Genomic DNA, 21,848 nt, shown 5'->3' with positions numbered 1-21,848 from the left:
GTGATTCAAATAGAAGAGTCAGGCCTAAACTTTGGAGAATTCCAAGATTGTGATGTTTTTAAAATAGAAAAATCAGAGTTTGTCTTGAATAATGAGGGAGTCAAAAGTTGTGAATTCGTCTGGCACGACAATGAGAAGCAGTTGATTTGGTTTTTGGAAGCAAAAAGTAGTGTTCCTAATCCACAAAACTCCAAAGAGAAGTTTGACGATTATTTTCAAGAAATATTTGAAAAATTGGAAAATTCAGTAGTTGCAACTTCAATGGGGAAGTTAGGGAAATTAAATCAGGTTAATGAAGAACTTAGCGAGCCTTTGTTGCAGCTTGATTGGTCTACTATTGGATTTAAACTAGTGTTGGTTATACCTACTGCCCCTAATCATGTTTTACCGCCTTTATCGGAAAAATTACGTTCGTTGTTTATTAGACAGGTTAAGTTGTGGGGGATTTCTATATCTGATATAGCGGTTATTAACGAAGGAATGGCGAGAAATTCTGGGTTGCTTGTTTAGAAAATTACCATGGACACCCAACGTAATTTGATCTGCATCTAATCCCCGACAAATATTATTAGATTCACTCAAGGGTGAGGAATCTAATAAGGCTTCTCTTTCAGCTCTCTTTTAGGGATGCATAATTCCTCGATTTTAGATTGGATGTCTTTAGAGATTAAGGAATGTTTAAAAAGACGCGTTTATGGGGTCAATATCCCGTTAACTCCATATAGCCAGTCCCTGAGTGTGTCCCTTCTATTAGGATTGGCCCTTCCCAATATGGAACCGACAGGGGCATTTTTGCCTTTGGATTCAGTGCCGAGACTGTCACTTTAATTTGCTGTGTTGGAATGGATAATTGCCACGTTGTTGGGTAATCGCGTCCGTCGATTTCTGTTTGTTTGACGGCGGTTAAGCTGATGTCCTGCTGTGAAATGGCGATGCCAGAGCCATCTTGTTGCATTAACCTTGCGTGAGAGTAACTGGCTTTGCCTGTTGTTGCGTTTCGAAGTTGGAACACGACTAAGCTGGTTTCATCATTGAGCCTGAGTGCAAACCAATCCCAGCCTTGTTGTGAGTCGAGTAAGAACTGAGAGCTCCATTCTCTGTCTATCCAACCTTTGCCAGAAACCTGATGTGTCACGCCATCAATCGTCACTTTGCCTGAGACATGGATGAATGGCTGGCTGTAGTAAGAAATTACCATGGACACCCTTCGTAATTTGACCTGCTTACTTTATATTTCAGGTAAGCCAGACTAACTTTATTAGATTCACTCAAGGATGAGGAATCTAATAATGCCAAAGCCACGCAAGTCCTTAATAAGTCTTCAGCTCTTTTCTAGATAAGCTCTTACTATCATTGTGTTTCCCGATGCGTTCGTCGTGCTTTTCTATGCGGTGAAGATAAGTTCACAGGCCAAAGTTATGAGCACAGAAGAGGGTGGGTAGAAGATAAAATGCTAGCCCTAGCTAATGTGTTTGCTATCGATGTTTGTGCTTATGCGGTGATAATTACCATGGACACCCTTCGTAATTTAAAATTACCATAGACACCCTTCGTAATTTGACCTGCTTACTTTATATTTCAGGTAAGTCGAACTAACTTTATTGGATTCACTCAAGGATGAGGAATCTAATAATGCCAAAGCCACGCAAGTCCTTAATAAGTCTTCAAGACACGTCTTACTACCATTGTGTTTCCCGATGCGTTCGCCGCGCTTTTCTATGCGGTGAAGATAAGTTCACAGGCCAAAGTTATGAGCACAGAAGAGGGTGGGTAGAAGATAAAATGCTAGCCCTAGCTAAGGTGTTTGCTATCGATGTTTGTGCTTATGCTGTGATGAGCAATCACACTCACTTAGTACTTCATGTTAATGAAGATGAGGCAATAAATTGGGATGTGAAGCAAGTACTTGAGAGGTGGCATCAACTTCATAAAGGGACACAATTCACTGATAAATATCTCCGAGATGAAGCTATGGCTGAGTTTGAGCTAGCCTCTGTCTATGACAGCTGTGAGAAGTATCGTAAACGCCTGTGTGACATTAGCTGGTTTATGCGAGAGCTCAATGAATCTGTAGCGCGTATGGCTAACAATGAAGACAAATGTACAGGGCGATTCTGGGAAGGCAGATTTAAGTCCCAGGCATTGTTAGACGAGGCTGCGCTTGTGTCATGCATGGCATATGTCGATTTGAATCCGGTTCGCGCCAAAATGGAATTAACACCAGAAACGTCCAAGCACACCAGCATCAAAACCCGCATTGAAGTGGCAAAAACAAATCAGACGCAACCCAAAAACTTATTTCCTTTTATTGGCTATGAACGGGAAGATCAGCCTCAAGGCTTACCTTTTAAACTTACTGATTACCTTGAATTAGTTGATTTAACGGGTCGGGTGATTCGATCTGATAAGCGAGGCGCTTTGGATATCTCACTGGCCCCGATTCTTCAGCGGATTAACCTTACAACAGAGCAATGGTTAGAGGTTTCAACAGGGTTTGAAAAGCATTTCACCACAGCGATTGGGTCTGAGAGGAAATTGGCTAAGTACTGTGAACATACTCATATCAAAAGACGACCTAATCTAGCTGCATGTAGAAGGCTTTTGTCTTAGTCATACAGACTTCACTCACCTAATACTTTCTAATCGTTAACGCGAGATATCTGCTCGACCAAAATGCGAAAAGCTTCAATGAATACTTTATAGTTAGCCTCCAGTTTAAGAATTTCTTATTATTTTTAACCATAAATTGATGAATATGAGTGAAGTGAGTGTTGTTCAGGTGTAGTCGTGTTTGATCTCTTTTAGAATGGCTGTCTTTAGAAATTTATAATCTAGCAGCATGTAGAAGGCTTTTGTCTTAGTCATACAGACTTCACTCACCTAATACTTTCTAATCGTTAACGCGAGATACCTGTTCGGCCAAAATACGAAAAGCTTCAATGAATACTTTATAGTTAGCCTCCAATTTAAGAATTTATTTTTATTTTCAACCATAAAATGATGAACATGAGCGAAGTGAGTGTTGTTCAGGTGTAGTCGTGTTTGATCTCTTTTAGAATGGCTGTCTTTAGAAATTTGTTATTTTTAACCATAAAATGATGAACATGAGCGAAGTGAGTGCTGTTCAGGTGATGTTGCCTTTTATTTCTTTTAAAATGGCTGTCTAAATAAGTAAATAAGTATGGTGTTCAGGTGTAGTTGTATTTAATCTCTTTTAGAATGGCTGTCTTGGTGAAACATTTTTACATTTATCGAATTGACAATATTAAATTAATGAACAATATTTTGATTTGCAATAATTTATTTTATCACTATTTTTCAAAAAAGAGGGCTTGTTGAGTTTAAAATACTATTAGAATGTATTTATCAATTATTGATAAAGTTCTCCGTCTTCACAATATTTCGAAGACTTTGACGAGTAATGTTTCCAAGGTTCAATTATGACAATTCAGATTAAGACTGTACAAGTGTGTGCTGATAATACTGCTACATTTAATTTTGATTCAATAGGAGATAATTCAAAAATAATTTCGTATGTAATCGGAATCGGAGGATTTGGGCTTTGGCTGGATGGGTTCGAAAAATTTATTTCTGAAATGAATATTGAGGTAAGTACAGTTAATATCAGTGCGCTAGAAATTACGGTTCAATTAGATATGAATATTTCGGAAAAAAGTGGAGGTGGTGGTCTGTCTAGCAATGCATGTTTTCTAACTTGTGTGGCGGAGGTTAATTATTTAAAAGGTTCACCCATTGAATTGTTCAATATCCAGCAAGGAGAATCAAAAGAGGGCCTATCAAACTTTTCTAGCTTTGGTTCTTTTCTTTCTGGGTTTAATTTTCCTAGTAATGGCGATAGCTATGGAATCCAGAGTTTAACTATACAAAGTGCTTTAGATCCTGTGAGTGATGGTGCACTAAAAGCTGCTGGTATCTGTACTATCTATGGAGGGAAGGAAAGTGAAAAGGGGTCACTATACGAAGGTTTTATCGGGTTGCCAAGCAAGCAAGATACTGATATTACTCTTGAGGTAGTGAACATAGAAAAACCAATTTCAGATAGTAACGAAATTGTGTCGCACGAATTCTCCAGTGAAGTTATAGATGCGGCTTTTTTGCTATCCGGCTTTTCTCTTCCGAACCAAGGTTCTGCCCAACCAATAACCTCTATATGTGCTGGTATTTCGCTTGCTATTCCATATGAATCATCCATAAAGATAGAGGGAAAAAAAGTCAGTGTCCAACAATTAGATGCTTTTGTATTTCACCCAGGAGGTGGTCCCAAAATGAATCTAAATGGTTTATTGATAGCTACCGTACCGAAATCAACATAACCAATAATACATAAAACTAGTCCAGGGACAGGAACAATATATGAATAGCAGTGACATTTTTTACGAAGCAATCGATAGCTTTCCTTTATCGGATACTTCATCGGATAAAACCACGAGTTTTGGTCATTGTATTGCCAAGTACAAAATTCATAAGGTTGAAAATGTTGTGAATTTAGAGACATCCATATCGTATCTCCTTCAAGTCACTCAAAAGTTCGTAATCCCCCCTAAGAATGCTTATGTCCCAGGTTTAGAAAAAGATAGAGAATACAAGGAATACAGCGCAATAGTGAGTAACACGATTTCGGTAGACGTTCCAAAGGGCGCTGTATTAACTACGCTTTCAATGTCACCAAAAACATTAAACTCTTCAGTGAATACTTCCCAAAATTACTCATCTGAATCCTCTAGCAATTATTCAAATCAGTTTAGCTCAGGTTCAAGTCACTCAAACGTAAATAGCTACGGTATAGCTGCATCAATTGGTAACTTTGGGGATCTTCCTGTTTTTAATATTGGTGGGCATTTGGATAATAGTAAAACTAGATCTGCAGATGTATCACAGGCTCAAGGTTATGGGGGTAGCAGTCAACAGTCTACAAGTGATTCAACATCCATGAGCATTAAAGATTGGAGTGCTTATGGAACTTTAGATAAAAACTGCGAATCTCCTACTTGGGTATGGTCACAAACTTACCCATGGAATGTGCTTGATTTTTGCAAGCCTGCTAGCTCGAAAGCTAATTATGTAATACTACCTAAGCAAGTTCAAGATTTGATGCTCGCTGGTGATTTGCTATTGCCTCCCAGCCAGTTATCTCTATTTGGTGTTGAATTTATGGTTGATGTGCAATGGTTGATTACATTCCCAAACGGAATGCCTGAGGATAATTCAATTGCTATTACTCATAAGACTAAAAACTTTACTGCATCCCATTCTAGGAGTAATTCGGATGTAATTGCAACACTACAAAATGAAGATGAAGCAGCTAGCTCTAAATTTAAATCCCAATATCTAAGTTTAAGTCTGTATGGACTAAACCCCATTAATTTAGATTCGGGCTTAAGCGCTGTGAACTTTCAAAAAGGACATTATTTAAATCAGATTATAAATTCTCAAAGTGCGTTTAGAATTATTTCCAAAACAAACAGTTTGCATGTAGATGGGGTAGGATTCTCACAGGGTATGATTACTCGTTTTGATCAACAACAACCAGAGTTAAAGGTGAGTTTCAAAATACCTGACCTAATTAGCGGCTACTCATTATACCTTATGCATTGGGTAGGAGCCGGTAGCGGCCCTTGCGAATTGGAAATATCAATAAATAATTGTCCGATTAACTCCTTATATGTCGATACAGAAAAGGGGGCGGGGGGGCAAAATAATATTTCGAAGGTCATATTAAGAGAGCTCTCGTATTCCAGTATTCACTATCATGATTACATTCGTTTAGGAATGAACCAAATTTCTATTAAATTTATTCCTTCAGATCCAGATAATACGATAAACTCGTATGAACTACTCTCACTGGGAATAAGTGAGTAGGCTCGGCTGATTAAAGTGTAGTAGAGTGTCTCATATGCTGAAAAAAAAGCGTGAAGAATTTTTCAAATATAATAATAATAATAATGAAACCTTATTTGACGGTGATTTAATAAACAAAAAAATAAACGTAAACCCAATTTTTCCTGGTGAATCAGAGTATAAACATGATTCTTTGGCAGAATCTTTTGATAGTAATGAAGTAGAGTATGATACCAATAGCGTTAACGGTGATGATGAACCAATACAGGAAAAGGATCGTAACTATATAAACGATGTATTTGACGAAAATAAGCACAAGAAGAAACATCAATTACTTTTAGCAGCTGTTTCTACTGAGGCTGGCGGTAAGTTTTATAAAGGTTACCAGAAAGCTTCATCTGAGCATGAAATCCCTTTTAAAGGTTATAATTTATCGTCTACCGATATTCAAACTCTAGATAATAAGCAGTTCGTTTCCACTGCAACGGATTTTAAAACCTTCATGAGGGATTTATTCAAATGCAAGAGAATACCTCATGCTATTGTCGTAATTGAGGGTGAGCATGATTGTAAGCAATTTAGCATTGATCGAGCTGGAAATGAGTTCAAGTTTATAAAAAAAGAAACTATTTATGGTCTGAGAAAAAATGGTTCTAAAGATGCTAAGCAAAATTTCACTTTATTTGTCAGAAAAGAATATAATAAAAAATTTAGACTCAAGGAAGAGAATCCAGATGAAATCAATAGATCGGCCGCTTTGCATTATGAGTTTTGTGGTAAAAAATATAAAACTCACTTTGTACATATCACAAATGATAACGCGAAATCCCCTAATAAAGTGATTTCAAAATTCAATGAGAAAAGGGAGCTGGAAACGGAATTATCAACACATATATTTGGAGACACTAACTTTAAAAATGTATTTTCTAATTTTGGCGAGTTAAGCGCTGGTGGTAACAGAGGTAAAGATTATCTTGTATTCAGTTCAAGTGGAGCTAAAATGCACAATCATTTTATTCAAGCCATTCAGCAAACAGATAAATTCGTGCTAGTATCACAGCCATCTATGCTTAATGACGTCTATTATAATTATTCAGCAAAAGACAAAAATTTGGAGAGTAATTCAAATACAGACCATCCATCTGGAATTCAATCACTGTTTCTACCCGATGTGGTCAAAGTTGAAAACTTTAACGATTTATAATGATTGCGACAGAATAAATTACCATAGACACCCAACGTAATCTTACCTGCATCTAATCCCAGACAAGTTTTATTGGATTCACTCAAGGATGAGGAATCTAATAAGGCTCTCTCTTTTAGCTCTCTTTTAGGGAAGCATAATTCCTAGATTTTAGATTGGATGTCTTTAGAGATTATTTAAAAGGCGTGTTTATGGGGTCAGTACCCAGTTAACTCCATATAGCCTGTTCCAGAGTGTGTCCCTTCTATTACGATTGGTCCTTCCCAATAGGGAACCGACAGGGGCATTTTTGCCTTTGGATTCAGTGCCGAGACTATCACTTCAATTTGCTGAGTTGGAATGGATACTTGCCACGTTGTTGGGTAATCGCGTCCGTCGATTTCTGTTTGTTTGACGGCGGTTAAGCTGATGTCCTGTTGTGAAATGGCGATGCCAGAGCCATCTTTTTGCATTAACCTTGCGTGAGAGTAACTGGCTTTGCCTGTTGTTGCGTTTCGAAGTTGGAACACGACTAAGCTGGTTTCATCATTGAGTCTGAGTGCAAACCAATCCCAGCCTTGTTGCGAGTCGAGTAAGAACTGAGAGCTCCATTCTCTGTCTATCCAGCCTTTGCCAGAAACCTGATGCGTCACGCCATCAATCGTCACTTTGCCTGATACATCAATAAATGGTTGGCTGTAGTAATAAGAAGCCACTTTACCGTCGCTGCTTTTAGTGCTGTAGCCTTGCTCACCTTGTTTTTGATAGGGCGCGTCGCTAGTGAGTGTTAATGAGTAGCCAAACTGATCTGAGTGGGCATTCAATGTGGCAGGGAATAGGTCATCGGTGGAAGATGTCCATTGCCAATCATCAAGATAAACACGAAAGGGTGAAGCGCTTATGCCTGCCAGTTCTGCTTGGTCACGGGACCATTTTTCATCGGCGTAGTGTTTGTCCTGGGTGGTGATGGCACTGTGCGCCATGTAGATCTGCTGGCTTTGCCATGCTGTTTGCTTGAGCTGTTTGGTTTGCTGGAGCTGTTTGGTTTGATCGCCAGTTTTTGGTGGAGCTGCGGCGAAACGAAATTGTGTCCATTGCACACCCAGTGCATTGCCATTTTCATCCATGAGGTTGGCGGTTAAATACCACCATTCATGGCGAAAGCTTGAGTGCGCTTGGTGATCTTTAGGGAAAGTGATCTCTACGCCTTTAACGACAGGCGTAAATTGTGAATTCTGCTTTTTTTCACTCTGCTCTTTGTTATTGACAGGGCCGAGTATTGAGCCCATGTTTTGAGCTGATTTTTGTTCGGCTTTCTCACAACCCCATAAAAATAATAGGCTAAGCAAGACGACGGACATTTTGATTCGCTTACTCTTCAAACCAAGCGCCATTACAACACCTCACTTTGCAAGCTAGATACCACGGGCTTACTGACTAAGCGCCATAGGGGGATGAGCGTCGCAATCACAGCCACAAGAATCGTGATGACGCAAATGCTGAGGGCATCGCTCCAATTCCATTGGTAATTTAAGCTCCAGCCAAAGGCGCGCAGGGTGACGATGTCGGTTAGCACATAGCCCACCATAGCCCCAAGAGGAATGGCAATAACCAGAGTGAAAGCCACCAAGACGACAATTTGCCCGAGTACCATCGCCATTAACTTGTTACGGCTCACGCCAAGCGCATACAACCTTGCAATAGCGGCTTTACGCGCATCAAGCAACATGAAACACGCACAGAACAAACCAATGACGGCAACCATTAAGGTGACGCCATTCAGTGCACGAGTGATGGCGAAGGTTTGTGAAAAGATATCCAAAGCGATGGATTTGATCTGGGCTTGATCGTAAAGTTGGCTTGGGTGCAAATTCAGTTGTTGGCGTAGCTGTTCGTAGACTAGTTGTTGGTCGCCAGACACTTTAATCCCTAGGCTGGTGGGTAAATCAGTAAAGCCACTCTCAAGCCATACATTAGGGGCAAGCAGCACTTCGCCATTGGGGGAGCCGTAATCATGGAAAATTGCGCCAACCACCAGTGATTTGTCGGGGATGGAATCGAGCTTAAATTCACTATTCAGTGATAATCCGAGCTTGACCGCGGTCGGTTCACTGATGGCAACCCATTCACCTTGGTAGAAGCGCTGCCAAAAGTTATCAAGCTTTGATTGGAACACCATGGTTTGCTCTAAGCTGTCTTTGTCTTTGGTGCCGAGTAAGGTGGGTAGGCCTTGCACGTTATCGTCGACATAATATTGTTTATAAACAGTTTCAACGCTCTCAAACTGTTCTAATACGCGCTCGACATTAGCGATTTCACCTTGAGCAGGGCTAACGTAAATGTCGGCATGGAGTCGCTGCTCTAACCATTGCTTTAGGGTGGATTCAAAGCTGCCGACTAACGTATTCATTCCCATATTGGCGGTTACCGCAAGCAGCAACGCCATCATCGCAAGGGAGAGGGGGGATATCAGCTCTCGCAGTTCAGCAAAGAGATACTGCATCAACCCTGATTGAGTGCGTTGTTCGCTCCAATTAGCTAACACGCTGAGCGTTTTGGGGAGATACAAAGGAATCGACACCACCAACACACCCAACCACGCCATGGTGAATCTATGATACTCGCTGAGCCATAACCCTGCTAATGCGATACAGGTTAAGGTTAAACCAATAACAAACAACTGGTTTTCATTGGAAGTCTCTGGGGCTTGATAAAATCCGCCATGTGAAGAGAGCGGTTGTCGAACCCTTTGTTTAAAGTGCTGCCAGCAGGCAACAAGCGTGGCTGCTAACGTCAGCAATAGGGCTTGGGCTAACCATGACCACTGCCATGTACCGGGAAGCAGCGTCGCACCATAAAGTTGTTCCAGTGTTATCGCAACGGTGGGGTGGAGCCAGTGGCTTAATTGAATCCCCAAAATGAAACCGAGTGAAGCGCCTAGTGTGACTAAAACAGTAAGCTCGATTAACAGAGCAGAGAACACGATGCCAGGTGAAACGCCGGCTTGCTGAATTTGTACTAACAGCCGATTACGTTTGAGTAAGCTGTACTTCACGCCGTTATAAGCGATGAACAAACCAACCAAGAACGCCAGTAAACTCATGGCAGTCAGGTTGAGGTGAAAGCTATCGGTAATAGAGCCGAGATCGGTACTTTGATTATTGGTGATCCATTGCCCTTGTTTGGCGATGAGAGCTTGCCACTTGTCTTGTGCTTGGTTGTTGGCATCAAAAACAGCGATGTAACTCAGTTGACCTTGTTTGTTGAGTAGTTGTTGGGCGAATCCTATGTCCATCAAGATTCGACTACCCAGCTGCCACTCGTCGGGCAATACGACAACTTGAGTGGCTATTTCATCCAGAGTGAGTGTCTCTACCTCGCCTAAGCCTTGATGTTGCGATTGGCTCATCATGACGATGGGGCTGCCTGCCAAGAGCTGTGACAGGGGCAGTGCGCTATCGAACAGGGATATGCCTTCTGGCGTTTTATCCTTCTCGACTGTCTTGTCAGTAGCATAGCGAGATCTTGAGGTGAGAGCCGCGATTAACTCACTGCCTTGTACCGACCAGCGCCGACCTTGCTCGTCTCTCACTTTCCCTTCAATCACAGGCAGTATTGCGCTGAGTCCATTTTGCCTTAGCTTGAAGTAGAGCGATTCTGCTAAGTAGTTTTGCCCCGCTGCTGGGATGATCAGGTTTTTCGCTTGTGCGCTCAGTTGTTCACTAGATTCAGCGTAGCTTCGTTTGGCATTCAGGTTAATGGCTTGCACGGCAACAAATAAGGTGACCGCCAACACAATACCAATCAGGATCGCCGCGGCTTGCAAAGGCGATTGTTTATAGTGCGCAGCGAATAGCTTTAGAGAGAGCCAGGTGTGATTTAACCTAGAGTGATTTAACTTAGAGTTATTTAACTTAGATTGAGATAGGTTAGCTGGCCGCATGGGACATCTCACCGGCTTGATGTTGGTTTGGGTCTATTTGCTTTAGATCGCCATCATCCAATACCCATTGTGTCTGCATAAACTGGGCGCATTCAGGGCTGTGTGTCACCAGTAACACGGCGGTGTTGCCTTGTGTGGTAATTTCGCTTAGTAGCCTCATGACTTCTAATCCGGCTTTGTGGTCGAGGTTGCCTGTGGGTTCATCGGCAAGCAGGAGTTTGGGTTTATGAGCCAATGCTCGTGCGATCGCGACTCGTTGTTGTTGTCCACCAGAGAGTGCAGATACATGCCTATCCAGTAGTTCACTGATGCCTAACGCTTCCACCAAGTAATCACACCAGTCGTCCCATTTTTGTTGATTCAAGTGCAGCGGGAATGCGATGTTTTGCTTAACGTTAAGCGGGGTTAATAAGTTGAATTGCTGAAAGATAACCCCCAGTTTTTGGTGGCGGAAGCGGCTCCATTGTGGCTCTTTCCAAACCGATGTGTTGTCGCCATCGAGCCAGAGTTCGCCATCAGAAAGTGGTTCAAAACCCGCGATGAGGTTGAGTAGCGTACTTTTTCCGCTGCCACTTGCTCCTGTCAACGCCACGCTTTCCCCTATCCCCAAAGCGAAGTCGACACTGTTCAACACCTTATGGGTGTCTTTGCCGTCAATAAAGCTTTTGCTGGCATGTTTCAATGTGACAACTGGGCTTTCCATTTTCTCTCCCTAGACAATAACTTCTATAAAACTTTAGATAATAATTTGAAAAGTTAACGATTTACATCGCCTCATTAATAACCAGTACTTCAAGCTGGTGGAAATAGATCAGTTTAAACCTAAGATTTTAGTGAGGCATCGGCCCCAAATCGCTTTTCGATCTATGGCTGTTGTCATTGATTAATAGCAATGCATTGATTTTAAGTAATTACCATGTGGCATTACCAAGGACAGCGAGCGTAATCTTTCCTGTATCTAAGCCAAGACTAGTCTTTGTTAAATTCACTCAAGGATGAGGAATTTAATAATGCGCTCTTTTTAGTTCTTTTTTAGCTCTTTTTTATCTTTTTTTTAGGCAAGTACATTCATTTTTTAAAAAAACCTCTGCTCCTTCAATGATAAAATGATGAGTAAGAACGAAGTGAGTGGTGTTCAGGTGTAGTCGTGTTTGATCTCTTTTAGAATGGCTGCCTTTAGTATCGACGATTAGTGAGTTGTAATCGTGCGTGTTTAAAAATGTCAGGGATTTATCAGAATGAACAGAGGTATCACATTTAGGTATTCGATTTTAGTATTAAGTATCATTACTTATTTCATGGCGATTATATTAACTGCGGTGGACCAATGGCCTTTGGATTCTCAATTTGGTAGTGAGCCTGGTTTTTCATTTCTATTGTTTGGTTGGATTAATGTTTGGTTTTTTTTAATGGGAGGGGGATCTGACGGTTTTTTAGATACAATTGCTGCCCTGTCATGGCTTGCAAACCCGATTTATTGGGTATCAATCGTTGCATTCATCAAACATAAATATTATTTAACTCTCATATCTTCTTTGTTATCTTTTTTCGTCGCTCTATCCTACGTTTGGGCTTCTGATTGTTTTTGTAATTCAGATAACATGGTGCCAGATTTTGGGTTGCGAGAAGGGTATTGGGCTTGGCTGATATCATTTGTCATGTTAACAATTGGGGCCATTATCTGTTTAAGATTATCTTATGTAAATGAGAGAGTCCCAAACAAGTAAAGTTTGTAGTACTAACGGGACAGACATTTGAAATGATTGTCTGGTTTGAGAGACTACTGAAATGAGGTATAGCGGTACATACTTTCTTTAGAGACCTCGTCTCTAAGTTCCTCAATTTTTTGCCACAATGCCTCAGCTATATCAGGGTGCTTTTCAACAAAACGATTACTGAGTACTAAAAAATAATCTTTTGTCTTAAGTGGTACTGATGAGCGCCTAATGCCTGAAAATTCAGGTCTATCAAGATAGGGTGTCGCTTTCAGATCTTGTAATGCTGCACCAACTACTTGCTGACGTCTGGTAAGCATGAGTAGCGCTTTATAGGCGGAGTCTGGTTGTTTGACTTTTTGCCCGATCTTTTTAAGGTCACTAACAATTGAGTCCCCATGTTCAGCAACAATAAAGCCTTTTTCCCCTATTAAGTTTGTACCATCCCAGTCTAATTTTGCTTGTGCTAGTGAATAAAGCCAGTAGCTCAAGCTTGCAAGTCTTTTAGTGCTATCTAGTTTACCTTCTGGGGTAAGGGGATAACGCGCTATCTTCGCTCGCTCGGCTTTATAGGAAAACATGAAGGCACCATCAATTTGGTTATTTTCGAGCAAATGCAGCACTCGCACATTCGGATAACGTTTATAAACAATGAGGAGGTTAAGTTCTTTGGCTGCAGCATTAATCACATCCAGCGCAATACCAGGAGGTTCAACGACTGTTACTCCTGTTCCCATTTGATAAGGTGGGGAAGGGTTGATTTGGTATGATAACGTCAGTTCAACGGGTTCAGATGACTGACTGGTGGCAGGAAGCATTAAAATAATAAAGAACCAAAAATAAATCTTGTACCTATTTATCATGTTAACTTTTCCTATGATTAGATGTTTGGCCGTCTCTTGCATTCAAGGATTGCTTCAGCCCAGTGATTGCTTAAATATCTCAACGAGACATTAATCATTTAAAGTGCGCCAAGTGCTCCAAGTGCTCCAAGTGCTCCAAGTGCTCCAAGTGCTCCAAGTGCTCCAAGTGCTCCAAGTGCTCCAAGTGCTCCAAGTGCTCCAAGTGCTCATAAAGCTCTACCTCATCAAACTGAATCAGCCTATACAATCATTATAACGACTTACCAAGTAGACGTTTGTTAATTTAATTTGTCAGAATTAGCCTTAACTTCAACATGGTTAACGCGAGAATTTCTATCAAATCAAATACGACAATTTTCATTGATTACTTTAAAACTAGCTACCGATTTAAAAAGCCTCTTCTCCATAAAGTTAAAATGATGGGCACGAAAGAAGTGAGTAGTGTTCAGGTGACGTTGTCTTTGATCTCTTTTAAAATGGCAGTCTTTAGAATCGGTAGCCTTTCAACAAACGGTTATCAACATGGCTTCGCCAACTGTGTCATCGTTTAATGCTTATGTGTTCATTCAAACTCCATACCTTAATGGGTATTTTTTAGAGATTAATAAGTTGGAAACCATCCAAAAAATCGAAGAATCTTTGATTTTAGAAGAAAATCAAAGATTGGTAAGAAACCGTAGCTTTTCTAATTTAGATTGGTCGCGAGAATACGAGGAAGATTTACACTTCATTAGTTGCATCATATCTTCATCTAATTTCTCTGGGGCGAACTTAGATGGATTGCATCTTGAGAACTGTCAAATCATAGATTGCGATTTCTCTGACGCTAGCTTAAAAAATGCAGTGTTTAGAAAGTGCACTTTTTACGATAAGAATAATCAAAAAGGTTGTGATTTCCAAAAAGCTGATTTACGTCATTCAGAGTTTGATGATTGTGATATTTCTACCTGTAATTTCTATAGATCAGAGCTTTTTGATATAAAAATAAATGAAAGTCAGGCTCAAGGCTGTAACTTTGAACTTGCTGATTTCATAACTATCGTCAGTAAAAATATGCTGTTTAGTTCTGCTCAGCTGACTAAATCAAATTTTAAATATTCAGATTTTGAAGGCGTTCATTTAGAGAAGTGTGATTTATCTGAAAGTAATTTTTCAGCGGTAATTTTTACAAGAGCCAATTTAGAGGGTGCTAATCTCACCAACACCGCTTTTGCTCCAAGTCAATATTATGGCCTTTCAATCTATAAAGCTGATTTACGCAATGCTGAGATAGCTGGCATAGACATTAGGGCATTAGATTTTTCTGGTGTTGAGATATACGAGTGGCAAATGGCTTCTTTATTAGAAAATATTGGCTTCATAGTTCACCCAGACCAATAAAGTCAATGTGAACACTCATAACAAACCTTTCCAAGGGGCCGAATTCTGCCATTAAAATCCCCATCATTTTTAATGGCTTTTGACTATAAATGAAGTTTAGAGTGTTTATCCTTGGGAGCCACTCCCTGGCAAGACATTTAATTTGCTAACTAGTCGCTTTCATTTTTGCTGATAGACTAAATTAAATCTGTCTTTGTCCTTATTTAATTCTTTGCTTTAAGGAAGGCTATGTTTGCAAAGGGGGGGGGCTAAAATTATTTACTACAGCCTTTTAATAGAAAATTAAGTGATCTCATAAACCACTGGGCTATGGTCAAATTGCATTAAAATATCTCTCCACATATTAGGCTCACAACTTTTTAATGCAGTAACGGTTCGCTTTTCACCACTAATGACATAATCAATAATACTGTGCTCTTTAATGCCTTTAAATGTTGGTAGATTAGTTGCATTACGTAGATGAAGTTCGGATTGTCGGTCGTAATCATTTTTCTTAATGGCATTTTCATTTTCTTTATCCCATTGTGTAAATTTGAGATTATCACTATCACAACTAAGCGGGTGAGTCGCATTTTGTACCTCTTCTTTACCAATATCATAGTTAAAATCACCACCTACAATACAGTCTTCTCCGTGGCCAGACGTAGTGTGCTTAAGCACATTTTCAACAGCATTTTTGCCACCTATTTGTGATGCATTAGCGTGAATAACCCAAGCTGAGAAACCATTTAAGTTATTGTGAGGGGCTTTATTTTGTTTATAAGTAACTTTTAGCAAATTTCGGCGTTGTTGAAGCTGTGGAAAACGCATAGAAACGCCATTAAAAGTATCTTTGTCTTTTTCTAAGGCAAATATACGCTTACAGTTATGGTTATTGATATCTTCATTTGCGACATTGTTTATATAATTATATCCAGTGAGAGTTTCTAATTTATCATTTTCAAAATCCCCCACTTCCACCAACATGATAAGGTCGACACCTTGATCTTTTGCCCATGCGCACCAATCTTTTAATGCATTGTGACGGTGTACAGAGGATGCTGGTCCTGTATTGATATTCCAAAATGCAACTTTCATAATAAATTACCTTCTAGTTTAAATTGTTTTTTATGGTTGATTTTCCCTTTATTAGTTAAATAATATGGAAAATAAGTTATCGATATTGTTTATTTTTAAAAGGGTGGTTAAAAAATAAACACTTTTCCGTAATGTGACACGGGATTATCTAGCAATAATTATTCTATAAGTTGGTTAATATAGATTGCAGCAAATCAAATACGCATTGTTAGGATATGTTTAGAGTTAGTTATTGAGAATGCATCAGTTCAAAATTTACTTAGGCAGACATATAGCTAATTACCACGATTTTAAGGGTAATTACTAAGGAGCCCCTTCAGTTTTTTCAAATTATGACTACCCTTTTGTGTCGTATTTTATCTTCCAAAAAAGTTTTATTTGTCAAAATTAGCCTTAACTTAAATATGGTTAATACGAGAACTTCTATCAAATTAAATACGAAAACCTTCAATATGTTTCCTAAAATTTGCAAATTACTTTATGAGTTTTTTTTCTCTCAATTATAAAATAGTGAATGCGAACGAAGTGAGCACTGTTCAGGTGATGTTGTCTTTGATCTCTTTTAAAATGGGGCGCTTTATTAAGATATCTCAATAAAGAAATAATCAAATTTTACAAGGACGCATTATGAACAAACTCATTTCAACTTTAAGTGTATTAGCCGTATTTTCAACACCTACTTTTGCAGCACAACTCACATTTTCAGGTGCAGATCATTGTGCTGAAGATGCACAAAAGCACGCGACAGCTGCAAAAACACTCATCCAATCTCAAGGCGCACTCGCCGCGCTTGAAGTCATGGCAACTGAAGATGTTGGCGCTGTAGAGGAAGGTTACTTTCATTTCAATCCAACATTTGAAAGAACCAAAAGGTACTTTAACTGCAGCATTCCTTTAACTGAAAATATGGGCGATATCGAACTCGGTGTTTACGGTATCGTAAATGGTTTAAACAACGCCTTTGGTGGTTGTTCGATTGCACGTATGCGAAAAGTAAATGATGGCGGAATGGATAAATGGTTTAGATTCGATTCAGGTGAAGGGTTTGATTGGATCTCGTTACAGGACTCAAATATACAAGGTGATCAATTTATTAATTACAAAACTCAAATTAGCAATAATTATGAGGCGGATTCAACTTTAGAATTAAAGTGCAGAACCACTTGGGAAGCAGGTAGTGTCGCATTAGGTCAAATCACCTTAACATACTAACCGCTAATATTTGGCTATTTGCTGAATACAAAAAAGCAAAACGGGACAGCCAAAAAGTTAACCCATGTTCCTTAAAGTATTACCAAAAGAATAAAAGATCAGGCTAGACACTTATTTTACCCTGACCTTTATACAAATTTTTAGCATATCAATGAGTTACATACATGCCTAGGCTAGTAATAGGCATGTATGTAGTGGTGTCCATCCGACCATTTTTAGTCGGTGATATCAATGTTGATGCTCCCTAAGTAGGTGCCAGTGAGTTGAACTTTATCACCCTTTTGAAGGTAGCTCTTGTTCTTAAAACTCTCTTCAATATATTGCTCTAAAATGTAGTCTATAGGGCCTGAATCTAAGAATGAAAAGGTTGCCAACCACTTGATAGACTTAGATATTCTGTAGCCCCACCCCGGGGTGTTATATACGACGCCTGCGGGTGTACCCGTCACAATATTTTGCTGTGGCTTAATCCCTTGCTCGTCGAATAATGGGACATCTTGGCCTTGATATCGCCAGATAGACTGAGCTCCCTTGTCTAAAATCATCTCTATCAGAGAGTTGGGTTCACGTATCATTTCAGACGCGGCTGTTTGCTGGCGCTGTTCCCCGTTGACATAGGTTGCCAGTGAAATATTTTCTAAGAAAGTATTCCAGTCTTTTGGCACAACAATGTAAGGGCCAGTTGGAAAGCGTGCCTGGCCACTTTTAGCGTCACTAAAGCCATGGCCTGATGTGACGTTGTCCACATCGATCTTCCTTAGTAATTCGGCTCTATCGGTAAAGTCGCCACATACAAATAGGCCTGCGTATTCATTGCTTTGTTCTGGTTTTTCTATTGGTTTTACCCATCTCATGCACAGCTCTACTTCATAATCCAAAAGTACCTCTTTCTGGTAGCTGATTTTGCTATAGTTTGGGGTTGGTTTGGAGAATTTAGGGAAGAGGAAAACTTCGTCAATATCCGCTTCAACCCCATGTTCGATGTAATTGGTTCCCGCCGCAATATGATTAGAGCCTTCGCCACCCGCTGCGAGTAACTCGTTATGATTAAGTGACTGTATAGGAAGGTCGCTAGTTACCTGAGATAAGGTATCAAAGCCGTAGCGCTCGATAAAGTTTAGAGGCTCATTTGGATAATATTCAAAATGATTACTCAGATTGATCCCTTTTATACTTTTTCCCGTATTCTGTGTTACTAGATACGTATGAGTTTGACCTGAAGGGTTGAGTGTTTGCGCCAGTGTCAGGGCAATATCAAGGGGCGCGATTTCTGTCGTGTGAGCATAATTGAAGGGCAATAATGTGAATAGTGTCGTGAAGCCGATTACTTTTGGTGATATTTTCATGTTAACTCTCCGGTTTGTTGATGTGCCCAGAGTACGTTGAACAATGTCACAGTTATGTCACCAAGCTGTACGTTGAAACAATAAGCATGAAAAGGATATGACATGAGAATACTTGTCGTGGAAGACAATCACGCAACGGCTGCCAATCTAGGCGATTATTTAGCGCTTTTCGATCACCATGTTGACTTCGCGTATAACGGACAGGCTGCCATTCAATTGTTGGATGAATCACGATTTGATCTAATCATTTTGGACATCATGATGCCAGTGATGAACGGTTTAACGGCTTGTCATGCTATCCGAGCAGGTTATCATGCCGATATCCCCATTATCTTTTTGACTGCGAGAGATACGCTTGAGGACAAATTAGCGGGTTTTAAAGCGGGCGCAGATGACTACTTGGTGAAGCCGTTTGAGTTACAAGAGTTACACGCTAGAGTGCAGGCATTAGAGGCAAGAAATCAACGCCGCTTAAGTCCACAGCTTAGATATGGTGCTTTGGTTTATGATGTTGGAACGGATGCTGTCACGGTAAATGATGAAACGCTTTTGTTGGACCCCACCCAAAAACGTATTGTTCAATTACTTATAAAGAAAGCGCCAAAGCTGGTCGGTAATCAAGACATTGCCTATGAGATCTGGAAAGAGGATGAGCCCGAAGAAACTAGTGCCTTGCGCACCCAAATATATCGCCTGAGAAAAGCATTACCAGAAGGGATGCTTATTACGGAACGTGGAAAAGGATATCGACTTAATGCTGACTAATGTAAAAAAATCATTAGGACAATGGTACTTTCGTCATCTTAGACATCAAGTATTTACCGTGATTTCAGCGTTAATGTTGTTGGTGGTTATTGCGATCGGAGTGATCGCTTGGGCGGCGACAGAGATTTCAGCCGATAGCTTTATTAATCAACGGGTAAAATTGCTACAGCAGCATTTTCTACAAACATCGATAGCAGCAGGGGAGTGGGTGAGACAAAAAGAAAACTTTGTCGTTATTTACGAATTTGAAGACGATGAGAAGCCAGACTTTCTTAAAGGAATTTCAACTCTAGGTATCGAAGAGTTTGAACTCAGTGATGCTCACACGATGACATTTATGTCACCGTTTCAACAAAAATGGATGCACTTTGTCTATTTTCCTGAACAGGACCCCCAAATGGTCGATTACGGTGAAGGTGTGATGGCTTATGTTGGTTACATGATGATCCTGGTGTTTATTTTGGGTTTAGCCGCCGCCCATTTGCTGTCACGTCACTTTAGCGGCCCAATTGACCGTTTGGTATATCAGATTAGACATCCATCTGACAGCTCATCTGACAATGCTATTTCGTCACGTAAAGACGAAATTGGGGACCTGTATCGAGCGTATCATCAGTCCTACTCTAGGATTCAATCGTTTTTGAAACGAGAGCAGCAGTTTACTCGTTTTGCCAGCCATGAATTAAGAACACCGGTCAATGTGATTTTAGGCGCAACCGATCTGCTAAACATCTCAGAAGTTAACGATAAAAAACGGCAAATAATCAATCGTATTCAAGTTGCCAATAAAGACATGGATAATTTGATTAATACCTTTTTGCTGCTTGGTCGAGAAGAGGTGGGTAGTCAGCCTAAAAAGTCGTTACAGGCGGTAATCAAGGAAACGATTGAACAGCATAACTATTTACTCTTTGGTAGAGATATTCAACTAGAGAAGCTTGTGTACGAAGATATTGAAGTAGAAAGTTATTTTGCTAAGGTCATTGTCGCGAATTTGATTCGTAACGCAATGAGTTATACCGATAGCTATGTTTGTGTTCAATTAAAAGGACGTCAGCTCACGATTGAGAATGATGTTCGAGAACATGATGAACAGGGTTTTGGCCATGGTGATGAGATCATTTCAGCGGTGTGTAAAAGTGCCAACTGGCGTTATCACTTATCGGTTAAATCTGATAAAGCGAAGGCGGTGGTTTATTTTTAACAAGGGTCATGGTGAGCTGTGACTTAGTTGTGACATAAGCCTGCGTAGAGTTGTTGCTATCTAAGCACATAAGGATAGTACGATGATTCATACCAAACCGTTAGTTCACAAAAAGTTATTTACGCCATTGTTGAGATCAGCACATGGCAAGCCTACTCAACCATTGCTAATCAAACCTTATCTTAAGTTGTTTAGCCTTGGGTGCCTGTTGGTTAGTCACTTTGCCTATGCTGAGCAACAAAACACTACAGGTTTTCATGGCAGTATCAGTCTTTTTACCGGTGTAGAAGGTACTAATTCGGTAATGGATACTGAGACGCAAGCTAAAATTACTGACTATTCAACATCACCAGAACGCCATAGTGACGCCGTGGTGATTCCTTTTTGGGATCTTAGTTATCGCTTTGATGCTGCAAATGAGGTGTATTTCAAAACCGATATCATTGGTATGGCAAACGACTTTTACCTGCAAGCTGGGTATCGTCATTACTTGTCTGACGGCTCAAGTCTAGCGATTGGTGTCGTGCCTGGGTTTTTAGAGAAAGAAGTATGGAAAAACCCCTATCAATTGCAGACAGAGCGAGAGATAACCGATGCGTCGGTGCAAGGTCTTGTCTTGAGTTATGATCGCGTATTAGGCTCAGACTGGTCAATTGAACTGGCTCGTGGAAAATATTCCATAGACCAAGAAGAGAGTATTTCAGCGTTAGATCGAAACGCGAACCTTAGCTATGGCGAGCTAAACTACGAGACTGATTTGAGTCAGTCATTGGGGCTTTCCTGGTCAATCAATTATCTCGCTGTTGATGCAACAGGTTCGGCACAAAAGAATCAAGGTGTTGGCACAGAAGCTGAATTACAACTTAGAAATGGCCGACATATTACAATGTTAGGGGCGAGTGTTGGCTTTCAAACGTTTGATGATATAAACCCTATCTGGGGGCGAACTCGGGAGGAAACCAAGTATGGTGTGTCAGCGACATACATTTATGCGGCGCCATTTAATTGGAAGGATGCACTTTTCATAGCAAGAGGTGGATGGGACATCACTGACGCTAACATTGATTTTTATGATCATGATGAATATTTGATCACACTGGGTATGCAATATCAGCTCTGAAAAGCAGCTACATTAAGCATAACTAAATGAAAAAAGGTAAATGAAACAAAGGTTAATGAAAAAAAGGTAAATGAAGCTAGTTTTTCGGTTTCATTTACCTCTCGTTATTGAATCTGGTCGATAGACTAGCGAGCGACTCGTGCTCTAACATGCTAATAACAAATTGAATTGAATTGATAAA

Annotated in this window: 18 protein-coding genes and 1 pseudogene; 12 read left to right on the top strand and 7 right to left on the bottom strand. The window is 40.2% G+C overall.

All coding sequences use genetic code 11. The features are described 5' to 3' along the window. Complete coding sequence (locus MED121_RS01100; protein ID WP_009831732.1) at nucleotides 1–510, top strand: hypothetical protein; 510 nt, start codon at nucleotides 1–3, stop codon at nucleotides 508–510. 190 nt (nucleotides 511–700) lie between these two features. Here the strand turns inward: MED121_RS01100 and MED121_RS01095 are convergent, their stop codons facing one another. Then, entirely contained in the window at nucleotides 701–1,198 is a 498-nt protein-coding gene (locus MED121_RS01095) for a lipocalin family protein (RefSeq protein WP_009831731.1), read from the bottom strand. A 91-nt stretch (nucleotides 1,199–1,289) separates the two neighbouring features. Between MED121_RS01095 and MED121_RS24580 the strand changes: the two are divergent. From MED121_RS24580 to MED121_RS01075, 5 genes and pseudogenes are all read left to right on the top strand, one after another. After that, nucleotides 1,290–1,504, top strand: a pseudogene (locus tag MED121_RS24580) (transposase); the annotation flags it as partial. A gap of 128 nt (nucleotides 1,505–1,632) precedes the next feature. Beyond that, entirely contained in the window at nucleotides 1,633–2,610 is a 978-nt protein-coding gene (locus MED121_RS01090; RefSeq protein ID WP_009831729.1) for a transposase, read from the top strand. 830 nt (nucleotides 2,611–3,440) lie between these two features. Further along, on the top strand, nucleotides 3,441–4,334 hold the full coding sequence (locus MED121_RS01085; protein ID WP_009831728.1) for a hypothetical protein: 894 nt from the start codon (nucleotides 3,441–3,443) through the stop codon (nucleotides 4,332–4,334). Nucleotides 4,335–4,374: 40 nt separating this feature from the next. Next, entirely contained in the window at nucleotides 4,375–5,880 is a 1,506-nt protein-coding gene (locus tag MED121_RS01080) for a hypothetical protein (protein ID WP_009831727.1), read from the top strand. Nucleotides 5,881–5,905: 25 nt separating this feature from the next. Further along, a complete protein-coding gene (locus MED121_RS01075; RefSeq protein WP_131470966.1) occupies nucleotides 5,906–7,063 on the top strand; it encodes a hypothetical protein in 1,158 nt (385 codons plus the stop codon). Between the two features lie 197 nt (nucleotides 7,064–7,260). Here the strand turns inward: MED121_RS01075 and MED121_RS01070 are convergent, their stop codons facing one another. The 3 genes from MED121_RS01070 to MED121_RS01060 are packed head-to-tail and all read right to left on the bottom strand — an operon-like array spanning nucleotide 7,261 to nucleotide 11,688. Beyond that, nucleotides 7,261–8,436 (bottom strand): lipocalin-like domain-containing protein, encoded by a 1,176-nt coding sequence (locus tag MED121_RS01070; protein ID WP_009831725.1) that lies wholly within the window; start codon nucleotides 8,434–8,436, stop codon nucleotides 7,261–7,263. Continuing rightward, the gene (locus tag MED121_RS01065; protein ID WP_009831724.1) at nucleotides 8,436–10,985 is read right to left on the bottom strand and encodes an ABC transporter permease; all 2,550 of its coding nucleotides are present in this window, start codon (nucleotides 10,983–10,985) and stop codon (nucleotides 8,436–8,438) included. The genes MED121_RS01070 and MED121_RS01065 overlap by 1 nt, the downstream gene beginning before the upstream one ends. After that, on the bottom strand, nucleotides 10,972–11,688 hold the full coding sequence (locus MED121_RS01060) for an ABC transporter ATP-binding protein (RefSeq protein ID WP_009831723.1): 717 nt from the start codon (nucleotides 11,686–11,688) through the stop codon (nucleotides 10,972–10,974). Before MED121_RS01060 ends, MED121_RS01065 begins: the two co-directional genes overlap by 14 nt. A 535-nt stretch (nucleotides 11,689–12,223) precedes the next feature. Between MED121_RS01060 and MED121_RS01055 the strand changes: the two genes are divergently transcribed. Next, on the top strand, nucleotides 12,224–12,712 hold the full coding sequence (locus tag MED121_RS01055; protein ID WP_131470965.1) for a hypothetical protein: 489 nt from the start codon (nucleotides 12,224–12,226) through the stop codon (nucleotides 12,710–12,712). Between the two features lie 53 nt (nucleotides 12,713–12,765). On the opposite strand, the gene MED121_RS01050 is transcribed toward MED121_RS01055, so the two are convergent. Beyond that, a complete protein-coding gene (locus tag MED121_RS01050) occupies nucleotides 12,766–13,563 on the bottom strand; it encodes a hypothetical protein (RefSeq protein ID WP_036178452.1) in 798 nt (265 codons plus the stop codon). Between the two features lie 522 nt (nucleotides 13,564–14,085). Between MED121_RS01050 and MED121_RS01045 the strand changes: the two genes are divergently transcribed. Continuing rightward, entirely contained in the window at nucleotides 14,086–14,943 is an 858-nt protein-coding gene (locus MED121_RS01045) for a pentapeptide repeat-containing protein (RefSeq protein WP_009831720.1), read from the top strand. Nucleotides 14,944–15,225: 282 nt separating this feature from the next. Here the strand turns inward: MED121_RS01045 and MED121_RS01040 are convergent, their stop codons facing one another. Further along, entirely contained in the window at nucleotides 15,226–16,020 is a 795-nt protein-coding gene (locus MED121_RS01040; protein WP_009831719.1) for an endonuclease/exonuclease/phosphatase family protein, read from the bottom strand. 627 nt (nucleotides 16,021–16,647) lie between these two features. Here MED121_RS01040 and MED121_RS01035 point away from each other — a divergent pair. Then, nucleotides 16,648–17,232, top strand: coding sequence for a hypothetical protein (locus tag MED121_RS01035; protein WP_009831717.1), 585 nt, complete (start codon nucleotides 16,648–16,650; stop codon nucleotides 17,230–17,232). Between the two features lie 215 nt (nucleotides 17,233–17,447). Here MED121_RS01035 and MED121_RS01030 read toward each other — a convergent pair whose 3' ends face one another. Further along, nucleotides 17,448–18,578 (bottom strand): fumarylacetoacetate hydrolase family protein, encoded by a 1,131-nt coding sequence (locus MED121_RS01030; RefSeq protein WP_009831716.1) that lies wholly within the window; start codon nucleotides 18,576–18,578, stop codon nucleotides 17,448–17,450. 102 nt (nucleotides 18,579–18,680) lie between these two features. Between MED121_RS01030 and MED121_RS01025 the strand changes: the two genes are divergently transcribed. The 3 genes from MED121_RS01025 to MED121_RS01015 all read left to right on the top strand — a co-directional run bounded on the left by MED121_RS01025 (nucleotide 18,681) and on the right by MED121_RS01015 (nucleotide 21,667). After that, complete coding sequence (locus MED121_RS01025; RefSeq protein ID WP_009831715.1) at nucleotides 18,681–19,343, top strand: response regulator transcription factor; 663 nt, start codon at nucleotides 18,681–18,683, stop codon at nucleotides 19,341–19,343. Continuing rightward, nucleotides 19,333–20,547 (top strand): HAMP domain-containing sensor histidine kinase, encoded by a 1,215-nt coding sequence (locus MED121_RS01020; RefSeq protein WP_009831714.1) that lies wholly within the window; start codon nucleotides 19,333–19,335, stop codon nucleotides 20,545–20,547. Before MED121_RS01025 ends, MED121_RS01020 begins: the two co-directional genes overlap by 11 nt. An 82-nt stretch (nucleotides 20,548–20,629) precedes the next feature. After that, nucleotides 20,630–21,667 carry a DUF2860 family protein gene (locus MED121_RS01015; protein ID WP_009831713.1) on the top strand — a complete coding sequence of 346 codons (1,038 nt, stop codon included), beginning with the start codon at nucleotides 20,630–20,632 and terminating at the stop codon, nucleotides 21,665–21,667. Nucleotides 21,668–21,848 lie beyond the last annotated feature (181 nt).

Origin of the sequence: Marinomonas sp. MED121 (assembly GCF_000153025.1) — a bacterium.
In the GTDB taxonomy this organism is placed as follows: Bacteria; Pseudomonadota; Gammaproteobacteria; order Pseudomonadales; family Marinomonadaceae; genus Marinomonas.
The sequence above is the reverse complement of the archived record's forward strand: the minus strand, read 5'-3'. Positions and strand labels throughout refer to the sequence as shown.